Raw genomic sequence first — 9,700 nt, 5'->3', positions numbered from 1 at the left:
TTGGGCATACACATGAAATTATTGTCATTCCGTTACGAAGGGCAAACTTTATTCGGACCGAAAGTGAAACGTGAGGAAGCAGTTTGGGATGTGCTCGCTATGGCGCAAGCACAGCAGCAAGCAGATTTTCCGAAGACGATGATCGAGGCCGTGTCCCTTGGCATGGATTTTGTGGAAATGGTTCGTAAATTAGTAGAGGAAACTGAAGCGGGTGAAAATGCGGCGCAATTTAAATATGCATTTACTGATGTTGAATGGCTATCACCGATTCCTCGTACGCCTAAGAATGTAATGTGCGTAGGCAAGAACTATGCAGAGCATGCGCAGGAAATGGGAGCAGAAGCACCGCCTGAAAAGGTCATGATATTTACAAAGGCTCCGACAGCAATTGCCGGAGATGAGCAGACGCTGCCAATTCATAGTGATGTGACAGATTCCCTAGATTACGAGGGAGAGCTTGCCGTCGTCATCAGTAAAACAGGGAAAAACATTCCAAAACAATTAGCGTATGACTATGTATTCGGCTACACGATCGGTAACGATATTACTGCACGAAATGTCCAAGCTGACCATAAACAATTTTTCCTTGGTAAGAGTCTAGACGGCACATGTCCAATGGGGCCTTATGTTGTAACGAAAGACGAGATTCCAAACCCACAGAATTTATCAGTCGTCACAAAAGTGAACGATGAAGTACGTCAAAATGGCAATACGTCATCCATGATGTTTAAAATTGATGAATTAATTGCAGAAATCTCCAAATATGTAACGCTTGAACCGGGTGATGTCATTTTAACAGGCACTCCAGCTGGCGTAGGGAAGGGCATGACGCCGCCTACTTTCTTAAAGCAAGGCGATACGGTGAAAGTTTCAATTGAAGGAATCGGGACATTGGTGAATCGTTTCGAATAAAATTTATTTACAGTTTCGATAATATGAGCAATAGAATAGTAGTCGATTGGAAAACATGGTAAAGTATCATTCGACTACATAATAAAATGAGGTGTCAGGATTGGGATTCTTAACAGATACGACCCACTTTCATATATTTACTTGGGTAGTGGGTATCATTCTCTTTCTAGCTTCAGCTAGTATGGCTGCAGGAACGAAAGGGAAAAAGATTACACATATGATTTTGCGTTTGTTTTATATTTTAATTATCGTGTCTGGTGCTGCATTGTTTTTCAAATACCAGACGAATGATTCGATGCTATACGGCATTAAATTCTTATTAGGTCTTTTGACGATCGGATTCATGGAGATGACATTGGTCCGAGGAAGCAAGGGGAAGAACACAGGTCTTATGTGGATTTTATTCGTTGTGTTCTTGCTGGCTACTCTATTCATCGGATTCAAACTGCCGCTCGGTTTCGACTTTTTTGCATAATACCGAACGATTAGAACAAAAGGAGATGGGCAAATGTCAACACAGACTGGATGGATCTTCTTAGCAGTAGTCCTCTTGTTGATGGCGCTGTTTGCAGTCTCCGTTTTCGTTAGTTCGCGTAAACAGCAAGATCCGGATTTTTTTTCGGAAGATGACAATTAAATGACCGGAAAGAGCTAACAGAGGAGGAATTCATAACATTCCACCCTCTGTTTTTTGTTTGATTGCACCTAGCTGCAATTCACAAGATTGCCGTATTTACAATGAGCATTCACCCTTTTATGAAGAAAGAATGGCGTCACCTTCAGCCGTTTGATAAACTAATAAAAGAGTTTGCGTAAGGAGGATTTACTACAGTGAAACGAATCACCGGACTACTGGCAGCATGCATGCTTGCCCTATCCATAGCACAACCGATCACATACGCTGATACGAAGCAATCCTTCAGTGATGAAAGTATCTATGATCTGCTCGTTGACCGTTTCAATAACGGCTTGGGATCGAATGATATAGAAGTCAATGCAAGGGACCCTCATGCTTTCAATGGCGGGGACTTTGCTGGGATCAGCAACAGATTGCAACATTTGCTCGATATGCATTTTACAATGATTTCCGTTGGCCCTGTTTTCAGCACAGCAACGTATGATGGGAATCAAGTACTCGATTATTCAGAGATCGAACCGCATTTCGGAACGAAAAAGGAATTTACTGAACTGATCAAAGAATTGCATGACAATAAATTGAAAGTCATGGCGGATTTTCCACTTGGAAACGTTAGTTCCGACCATGTCTGGGCAAGTCAGCTCCCGACAATCCCTGCTGAAGAAGGAACGATTGATTGGGATTTAAGTAAACCGAAAGCGCAAGATCAAATCATTAGTGCAGTTGTGCAATTTGTCGAGGATTATAAAATTGACGGAATCCGTCTGACGCATCTTGAGCAGGCAGACACAGAGTTTCTTGATAAGATGATCAATGCGCTGAAAGAGATGCGCGAAGGATTATACGTCATTACCAACGAGCCTAGCGAAGCCGCATTCGACAGTGTACCGGCTGAAGAGCGCAGTCAGGCAATTCAAAAGTCGTTTGTACAGGTGAATCCTGATTCTTCTGCATTGGATATTTTCACCAATGAGGATGCGGACAAACTTCTGCAATTTGATGATTTGACAGGACCGCGTTTCACTTATGAAATGGTGGAATTGCGCCAATTCCCGCCCACTCGTTGGAAGGTAGCAACAACTGCGCAATTCATGTTGCCGGGCGTTCCGTTAGTTCCGTATGCGACAGAAATTGCAGTGAACGGAAAAGAAGCACCAGAATCACATCCATTCTTTAACTTTAAGACAGATATGGAATTACATGAGTGGATTGGTGACCTTAACACGCTGCGTAATGATTCCGAAACATTGCGATCCGGTGATTTCAAGATTTTGCACAATAAAGATGGATTTATCGTGTTCGAACGTTCTTCTGAAAAGGAAAAATGGATCATCGCGATCAATAACACATCTGAAGTACAAAGCTTAGAGATTGATCCTTCAGAAATTGGGGAAAAGAAAAAGCTGCGTGGTGTATTAGGTCAAGATTTAGTCAAGGAAACGAAAGACAATAAATTTCACATCGTTCTGGACCGTGAATTAGCTGAAGTTTATATCGTAGAGGATGATAAAGGATTCAATACACCTTATCTGATTGCTTCGATATTAGTGTATGTCTTCTTCCTGGCATTCTTGTTTTCGGTGATTCGCAAGGGAAGACAGCGCAGGAGAGATGAAGCGTCGAAAGAAGAACAAGCGAAGGAATAACATAAGAACCGGAGTTGTCCAGGAAGTCATTTTTAACTGACTTTTCGGATGGCTCCTTTTTTATGTATGAAAATTATTCTAAATAATTGCCAGGGGAAGGAAAGGTGTGGTGAGCCGGCTGTTTGGATCGCTTGATGGCTGGTTTGGTGCGGTACTACTAGACTAATGTTTGGAGCCGAAGAGTTTTGGTTCGGTTTGTCGGCACTTTGGTTCGGTTTCCCGGTATTTTAGTGCGTACCCCTGATTCTACTCCCTGCTAACGAGAAAAAAGGCAATCACTGAAGGACGTTTTTGACTTCAGGATTGCCTATTTGCTATTGGTTAGGTAGAACTTACTTTATTAAGGAAGAAAAGTGCGATAGTTCCAGGTCCTGCATGGGAACCGATGACCGAGCCGATTTGGTGGATTTCGATTGCTTTTGGCTGGATTACTTCTTCGATCATCGCTTTGAATTCATTTGCGGTGGCCAGATCGTCTCCGTGGCTGATCGCAATGGTTTGTTCTTCTAAGTTACTGCCGCGTTCTTCCATTATTTCGATCATGCGCCGGAAGACTTTTTTACGGCCGCGGTGTTTTTCAATTGGTACCAGTTTTCCGCCTTCTACGTGCAGTAAAGGTTTGATATTGAGAAGGCCGCCGAAAAATGCGCTCGCTTTGGACACTCGACCACCCTTTGCTAAATAATCTAAGTCTTCTACTGTGAATAAGTGTTCCATATGAGAAGCCATAGCACGGATTTTTCGTTCAATTTCTCGAACATCCAGCCCTTCCTTGCGCAATCTAACAGCTTCCTTGACGAGCAGGCCGTAACCGAGCGAAGCGCAACGTGAGTCGATGAGTACTAAATTCATAGAAGGGTTGCCTTCTTTTACTTGGTCGCTGGCCATGACGGCTGTTTGGTAGGTGCCGGAAAGCTGGGAAGAGAAGGCGATGTAGATGCCGTCTTCTCCAGAGGCAGCCAAGTCTTTCCATGTTTTTATCATTGTGTCCAGCGAAACTTGAGATGTTTTTGGTTGCTGTCCTTTACGGATTGCATCGAATATTTCTTTCGAGTTAATTTCTACGATATCCTCGTATTCATTTCCATTCAGCAAGACGCTTAGCGGGAATAATTCAACTTCGTTTTCTTCAAAAAAGGATATAGGCAGATCACATGCACTGTCAGCAAAGATTTTCATTGGAATTCCCCCTGAACTTATATATTTACGATCAATTACTGCTGTTCGTCTTAAGTTTTACTTTCCCTAAAGAGAGCCGATCTTTCAGGATATGCGAGATGCCGTCTTCATTATTAGAGTCGGTTACTTCGTCTGCAATGGTTTTTAGGCGGTCGATGGCATTGCCCATTGCGACGCCCACTCCTGCGTAATCAATCATTTCCAGGTCGTTGTCTTCGTCGCCGAAAGCGATGATACGGTCTTGTGGGACATTCAGCCATTTTGAGACTGCATCTATGCCGACAGCTTTATTTAAACCGTGGCGTACAATTTCCACGATATTAAAAGGTGCGCCCCAGCGGCGATGGTCGATTACTTCCGCATGAATATCTTCAAGGTGCTGACGGATTGGATCCACTGTTTGTTCGTTTGCTTGGATCAATAAACTGGTCGGATCCGTTTTTAAGGATCTTCGGATATCGCCTTCTGTAATTCGTGGATTACCGAAGCTTAGGATATCCAAAAAGCGCTCATCATGATACTGAGCATACACATCGTCCATCACTTCTGCAACGATATTCTCAACCGGAAACTGCTGCATCGCTTCCACTACTTCGTTGACGATAGGAAGGGCAATCGTTTCGTGAATAGTCTTCCAGGAAGTATCTGATGGGTGATGGACGAAGGCGCCATTAAAATTGACGATCGGTGTAGTCAGTCCAAGCTGGCGGTAATACACTTCGCTAGCCCGGTATGGACGACCTGTCGCAATCATGACATAGTGCCCCTCAGAAGCCGCAAGTTGCAATGTTTCTTCAGTCTTTGGAGAAATTACTTTTTCATCAGTCAATAACGTTCCGTCTAAGTCTAAAACAATTAAATGTGGTTTCAACGTATCCTCTCCTACTATAGTGATATGATTAAGTCTACTCATTATATCTTCATAGTTTATCGTTAATGGAGCAAGTAAGTCAAAAAATCAAGGGCAAGGCGAAGTTTTTGTCTTCTATCGTAATTGTTGTTATCCTAAAATAACAGTACACATTTGTCAGAAAAGAGGAATTTGAATGATCATTCGTTCGGAACAGTGGCAACATATCCCTGTACTACATATCGTAGACCAATCCAAAGAGCAAGAACATATTCCTACGGTCATCTTTTTTCATGGATTCATGAGCGCTAAAGAGCATAACTTGCATTATGCTTACAATTTAGCGAAGCAAGGAATCCGGGTAATTTTGCCGGATGCGAAGTTGCATGGAGCACGTTCAGAATCGAACGATGAATTTCAACTGCAACTGCGGTTTTGGGAAATTGTCTTAACTTCAATTAAGGAAGCAGACGTGATTCATCAAGAGTTGAAAGCGAAAGATCTAATAGAGAACAGCACGTCAATCGGTGTCGGTGGTACGTCTATGGGCGGCATCACGACATTCGGCTGCCTCGCGAGCTATGACTGGATAGACGCAGCTTCCGTTATGATGGGTTCTCCAGCTTTTACACGACTTGCCAAAGGACAGATCGCTTACGCGGAACGAGCCGGCAAAGAATTACCGGTTACCCCAGCTGAACGCGAACAACTTTTCGCTGCATTGGAGCAAGTAGATTTGTCGAAAAATCCAAACAGACTGAATCGTCGCCCGCTTTTCATGTGGCACGGCGAGCAGGATACACTTGTGCCGTTTGAACTTACAAATGAATTTTATTCTGAAATTCAGCAAGACTATAAAGACCATCCGGAACGTTTGGGCTGGATGCCGGAAGAGGAATCAGGTCATGCTGTTTCGCGTCCCGGTATGCTCGCGTCAGTCGATTGGCTTGCACAGCATTTGATTGCAAGGTAGTATGTTGGTAAGATGAAGATAGCACACAACAGAGAGGAGTATTCCGATGAGCAAAGATGAAATCAAAGATTACCTGTTTGGCGCGTTGGAGAACGTCATTGACCCGGAGTTAGGTGTCGATATTGTCAACTTAGGGTTAGTGTATAACGCCGAGCTGCTCGATGAAGGTCTGGCAAAAATCACGATGACATTGACTTCCATGGGCTGTCCGATGGGGCCGCAAATCGTAGCCAACATCAAACAGGAGTTAATGGAACTTCCTGAAGTAAAAGATACAGAAGTTGACATTGTCTGGAACCCGCCATGGTCCCGAGATAATATGTCCCGTTACGCTAAGATGGCACTGGGCGTACGCTAATATGCATCACCGAACCATACTCTTTGTGGTATGGTTTTTTTGTGCTGTTTAAAATAAAAACAGACGGGGTGAGTGGAACGGGATTTACGCTTCAGACGGTATGCTTTCCGGGGGGCGTGGCCTTGAGCCTCCTCGTTCGCTACGCTTCCTGCGGGGTCTCAAGACGCACGCCCCACGGTAAGCGTCCACCCAGAGCGCAAATCCCCGGACCGCCATCCCTCGGACTACTCGCCCTGTAATCTTTTATTTCAGTCTATGAAAAAGAAGGAATTGCAAAATTTTGTCGAATATGAAGGATGTAGCGTTAAACAGTATCTATTAGGGGGAATAGGGAAATGTCAGTAAAAACAGCAGATTTATGCGATGACTTCATCGATGAACTACAAGTATGCACCGTGGAATTCAACTCGTATGGCAAACACAAACGATTCTCGGGGCCGATTTCCACAGTTAAAGTCTTCGAAGACAATGTCTTGGTAAAAGAAGCACTGCAAACGATTCCTGAAGGCAATGTACTCGTTGTTGACGGAGGAGGCTCAAAGCGCTGCGCATTAATGGGGGACATGCTTGGCGAAATTGCGCAAAATCGAAAACTGGCTGGCGTTATCATCTATGGATGTGCACGCGATACGGCAGATCTCGGCACACAAGAAATCGGAGTCATGGCAATCGGCAGCATGCCAGTGAAAAGTATTAAACGAGGCGAAGGTCAAATTGGAGAAGTCCTTCATTTCGGAAATGTCGAATGGATTCCCGGACACTATGTCTACGCAGATGAAGATGGGGTTGTCGTGGCGCCGCGGAAATTGGTGTAAAAATTATATTGGCCGTTTGCATAATGCAAACGGTTTTTTTATGGGAAATAACCACATAATAAAGTAACTCTTAACTAAGCAAATCAATTTACTTCTCGTAGAAAAGAGACTATAATTAAATTAATCAAAGATAGTCAAAGTCAAACAAACGAAAGGTGGATGTTTATGCGTATGGATGGTGTACAAGAAGACCAGCGCTCACCACTTGAGCAATTTGGTCGTAATCTTGTTGATGAAGTGAAAAATGGAAAAATGGATCCGGTCATTGGCCGGGATGAAGAAATACGAAATGTGATCCGAATTTTGTCTAGAAAAACAAAAAATAATCCTGTGCTAATCGGGGAACCAGGTGTTGGTAAAACTGCAATCGTTGAAGGGTTGGCACAGCGAATTGTCAAAGGTGACGTGCCGGAAGATTTGAAGGACCGTAAAATCTTTGAACTGGATATGAGTGCGCTCATTGCAGGTGCCAAGTATCGGGGAGAATTTGAAGAACGTCTTAAAGGTGTCCTCAAGCAGGTGAAAGACAGCGATGGCGAAATAATCTTATTTATTGATGAAATTCATACGATTGTCGGCGCGGGGAAAACGGAGGGCGCGATGGATGCAGGGAATATGCTGAAACCGATGCTTGCTAGAGGTGAGCTGTACTGTATCGGTGCGACAACGCTTGATGAGTATCGTATGTATATCGAGAAAGATCCAGCATTAGAACGTCGTTTCCAACAAGTGATGGTGCGCGAGCCATCTGTTGAAGATACCGTTTCAATTTTGCGAGGATTGAAAGAACGTTTTGAACTGCATCACGGTGTACGGATACATGACCGTGCTTTGGTCGCTGCCGCCACGTTATCGGATCGTTATTTAACCGAGCGTTTCATGCCCGACAAAGCGATCGATTTGATTGACGAAGCTAGCGCGATGATTCGGACAGAAATCGATTCGATGCCGCAAGAATTAGATGCAGTAACTCGCCGAATCATGCAACTCGAGATTGAAGAGCAGGCTTTGCGGAAAGAAAAAGATTCCATGAGTCAATCTCGATTGGTTACGCTGCGAGAAGAGTTGCAGCAACTGAAAGATTCATCTAAAGATATGCGTGAGCAGTGGGATTCTGAAAAAACAGCACTGAAGGAAGTTCAGAGCAAGCGGGAAGAACTCGATCGCTATCGAAGAGAACTGGAAGATGCGCAAGCTCGTTTTGATTTGAATAAAGCTGCTGAATTGCAGTATGGTAAAATTCCTGAATTGGAAAAAGAATTAAAAGCGCTTGAGAGTCCATTGGAAGGAAGTCAGGACCTTCGTTTGTTGCGTGAAGAAGTGACGGAAGAAGAAATTGCTTCCATCGTAGCCCGTTGGACAGGCATTCCTGTGACGAAACTTGTGGAAGGTGAGCGGGAGAAGTTACTTCGTTTGCATGAAACATTGAAAGAACGCGTTATTGGTCAAGATAACGCGGTGCAGCTCGTGACGGAAGCTGTTTGGCGTGCACGTGCAGGAATTCAAGATCCGAATAAGCCGATTGGATCGTTCTTATTCTTAGGTCCGACTGGTGTCGGGAAAACGGAATTGGCGAAGACGCTGGCTGCCACTTTATTTGATTCTGAAGATCATTTCGTCCGGATCGACATGTCTGAATATATGGAGAAGCATAGTGTGTCACGTCTTGTTGGGGCACCTCCAGGATATATCGGCTACGAAGAAGGCGGTCAATTAACGGAGGCTGTTCGACGAAACCCGTATGCTGTCGTGCTGCTGGATGAAATCGAGAAGGCGCATCCAGATGTGGCGAACATTTTGCTGCAGATTTTGGATGACGGTCGGATAACAGACAGTCAAGGGCGGTTGGTCAACTTTACGAATACCGTTGTGATTATGACATCCAATATCGGCTCTGCTTATTTATTAGAAGGCAACTTAGAAGACGGAGATCATGCAAAAGAAGACTTGATTATGGCAGAGTTACGCCGCCATTTTAAACCCGAGTTGTTGAACCGGATGGATGACATCATTATCTTTCACTCGTTAACGGCGGACTCGTTCAAGTCGATTACCCGCAAAATGTTGGGTGATTTAGTGGAACGTTTGGCAATGCAGGATGCGACGTTAAGCTACGATGAAGACGTCGTGAACTGGATTGTGGCGGAAGGTGCAGATGCGGATTTTGGTGCACGGCCGTTGAAGCGATTTATTCAGCGTCATGTGGAAACGAAGGTCGCTAAAGAAGTGATTAGAGGTAGTCTGCAGGAAGACGAACAAATTCAATTGTCGATGGAAGATGGACAATTAGTTGTTCAGCTCATCAAGAAAGATTAATCTGTGAAATTTTA

The 9,700-nt window shown here is 44.1% G+C and carries 10 protein-coding genes; 8 read left to right on the top strand and 2 right to left on the bottom strand.

The genetic code is table 11. From position 1 onward, the window contains the following. Positions 1-12: 12 nt before the first annotated feature. The 4 genes from H7J92_RS04820 to H7J92_RS04810 all read left to right on the top strand — a co-directional run bounded on the left by H7J92_RS04820 (position 13) and on the right by H7J92_RS04810 (position 3,195). Positions 13-912, top strand: a complete 900-nt coding sequence (locus H7J92_RS04820) for a fumarylacetoacetate hydrolase family protein (protein ID WP_040758326.1) — start codon at positions 13-15, stop codon at positions 910-912. A 100-nt stretch (positions 913-1,012) separates the two neighbouring features. Then, positions 1,013-1,387 carry a YisL family protein gene (locus H7J92_RS04815; protein WP_078817328.1) on the top strand — a complete coding sequence of 125 codons (375 nt, stop codon included), beginning with the start codon at positions 1,013-1,015 and terminating at the stop codon, positions 1,385-1,387. 33 nt (positions 1,388-1,420) lie between these two features. Beyond that, positions 1,421-1,549, top strand: coding sequence for a hypothetical protein (locus H7J92_RS17830; RefSeq protein WP_281250648.1), 129 nt, complete (start codon positions 1,421-1,423; stop codon positions 1,547-1,549). A gap of 194 nt (positions 1,550-1,743) precedes the next feature. After that, positions 1,744-3,195 carry an alpha-amylase family glycosyl hydrolase gene (locus H7J92_RS04810; RefSeq protein ID WP_078817329.1) on the top strand — a complete coding sequence of 484 codons (1,452 nt, stop codon included), beginning with the start codon at positions 1,744-1,746 and terminating at the stop codon, positions 3,193-3,195. Between the two features lie 321 nt (positions 3,196-3,516). Here the strand turns inward: H7J92_RS04810 and H7J92_RS04805 are convergent, their stop codons facing one another. After that, the gene (locus H7J92_RS04805; protein ID WP_009765732.1) at positions 3,517-4,374 is read right to left on the bottom strand and encodes a DegV family protein; all 858 of its coding nucleotides are present in this window, start codon (positions 4,372-4,374) and stop codon (positions 3,517-3,519) included. Between the two features lie 31 nt (positions 4,375-4,405). Beyond that, positions 4,406-5,245, bottom strand: coding sequence for a Cof-type HAD-IIB family hydrolase (locus H7J92_RS04800; protein ID WP_040758322.1), 840 nt, complete (start codon positions 5,243-5,245; stop codon positions 4,406-4,408). Between the two features lie 175 nt (positions 5,246-5,420). Between H7J92_RS04800 and H7J92_RS04795 the strand changes: the two genes are divergently transcribed. The 4 genes from H7J92_RS04795 to H7J92_RS04780 all read left to right on the top strand — a co-directional run bounded on the left by H7J92_RS04795 (position 5,421) and on the right by H7J92_RS04780 (position 9,686). Further along, complete coding sequence (locus H7J92_RS04795) at positions 5,421-6,197, top strand: prolyl oligopeptidase family serine peptidase (RefSeq protein ID WP_078817330.1); 777 nt, start codon at positions 5,421-5,423, stop codon at positions 6,195-6,197. Positions 6,198-6,243: 46 nt separating this feature from the next. Next, positions 6,244-6,555 (top strand): metal-sulfur cluster assembly factor, encoded by a 312-nt coding sequence (locus H7J92_RS04790; protein ID WP_009765729.1) that lies wholly within the window; start codon positions 6,244-6,246, stop codon positions 6,553-6,555. 335 nt (positions 6,556-6,890) lie between these two features. Next, entirely contained in the window at positions 6,891-7,370 is a 480-nt protein-coding gene (rraA, locus tag H7J92_RS04785; RefSeq protein WP_078817331.1) for a ribonuclease E activity regulator RraA, read from the top strand. A gap of 165 nt (positions 7,371-7,535) precedes the next feature. After that, positions 7,536-9,686, top strand: coding sequence for an ATP-dependent Clp protease ATP-binding subunit (locus H7J92_RS04780; protein ID WP_425516844.1), 2,151 nt, complete (start codon positions 7,536-7,538; stop codon positions 9,684-9,686). Positions 9,687-9,700: the final 14 nt, after the last annotated feature.

It is taken from the genome of Sporosarcina aquimarina, assembly GCF_019748715.1.
GTDB lineage: Bacteria > Bacillota > Bacilli > Bacillales_A > Planococcaceae > Sporosarcina > Sporosarcina newyorkensis.
The sequence above is the reverse complement of the archived record's forward strand: the minus strand, read 5'-3'. Positions and strand labels throughout refer to the sequence as shown.